Genomic DNA, 1,434 nt, shown 5'->3' with positions numbered 1-1,434 from the left:
TGATCTGAACCCAAAAAGTTAGACACAAATGTTAGGCTGCCTCAAGGGCATGATTCCGATAATCAACCGGGCTCATGCCCTTTAATTTTGCCTTAATTCGTTTGTGATTGTAGTATTCTATGTATTTGTCTAATTCCTCTTTGAAATTGCTCATACTTTCAAACTCCTGCAGGTAAAGCAATTCACTTTTCAATAACCCAAAAAAGTTTTCCATGACTGCGTTATCCAGGCAGTTTCCCTTACGGGACATACTCTGTACAATTCCGTTTTCCTTTAGTGAATTTTGATACTTTGCCATCTGATAATGCCAGCCCTGATCTGAGTGCAGGATAGGTGTATCTCCATCTTTAAGTTTTTTAAAGGCTTTATCAAGCATTTTTGAGACGAGAGGATAAATAGGCCGGTGTTCAAGCTGATAAGCAATAATTTCCCCATTATACAGGTCGAGGATTGGTGACAAATATAGTTTTTCCCCATGCAAATGAAATTCGGTAACATCTGTCACCCATTTCTGGTTAGGCTTCTCCGCCTTGAAATCACGCTTCAGGATATTGGGTGCTACTTTGCCTACTTTTCCTCTGTAAGAACGGTACTTCTTCATTCGAACCAAGCACTTCAGGCCCATTTCATTCATTAAGCGACAAACAGTCTTATGGTTGAGGAGCACTCCCCTATTTCGCAACTCCAACGTAATCCGTCTATACCCATACCTGCCTTGATGTTCATCAAAAATAGCCTTTATTAAATTTTTCATTTCAGAATATTTGTCGGGGCGGTTCATTTGTTTGACCCAATAATAGTAGGTACTTCGTGGAAGGCCAGCGACCTTCACAAGTGCTACTACTTTAAACTCATGCCTTAATCCATAAATTATTTCCGCTTTGTCCTGTTCTGTAACTTTTCCTTTTCTTGAATTAAGGCATGTAACTTTTTTAAATAAGCAATCTCCATACGCAACTGTTCATTTTCAGCCCGGAGGGCTTCTTCCGAACCTACAGTTGGTTTATTCTTTTCCTTTTTATTCTTCATGGATTGACGCCCCTTTTTCTTTGGTTGGAGAGCGTCAATCCCCTGTGTGACAAATAATTGCCGCCATTTTCGCACGACCGCTGATGAAGGTATATTGAATACCGCCGCAGCTTCAACTGTGGACGCTCCCGTTTCGTTCATATAGGTAAGTACGTCCATTTTAAACTCAATTGGATAGTTTGTATAGGATACTTCAAACGCTGACGGGCCTTGTTTCTCAAATCTTCTAACCCATTCTTTTAAAAGGGTCATATCCACATTGTGTTTGTCCGCTACTGTTTTATATGACTCATAGCCATTTAAAAAATCATGGACGGCATTTAATTTAGTTTGTAATGAATATTTGGTCATAGAAAAACTGCACCTCCAATTGTTAGCTGTGTCTAACAATTGGGGTGCAGTTCA

The 1,434-nt window shown here is 39.7% G+C and carries 1 protein-coding gene; it reads right to left on the bottom strand.

Features of this window, described 5'->3' with window-relative positions:
* Nucleotides 1–31: 31 nt before the first annotated feature.
* A protein-coding gene (locus B1A98_RS19940) for an IS3 family transposase (RefSeq protein WP_087903806.1) occupies nucleotides 32–1,380 on the bottom strand; the annotation gives its coding sequence in 2 pieces (ribosomal slippage) (nucleotides 32–924 and nucleotides 924–1,380; 1,350 coding nt in all).
* Nucleotides 1,381–1,434: the final 54 nt, after the last annotated feature.

It is taken from the genome of Pseudobacillus badius, from assembly GCF_002189605.1.
GTDB classification, from domain to species: domain Bacteria; phylum Bacillota; class Bacilli; order Bacillales; family Domibacillaceae; genus Pseudobacillus; species Pseudobacillus badius.
The sequence above is the reverse complement of the archived record's forward strand: the minus strand, read 5'-3'. Positions and strand labels throughout refer to the sequence as shown.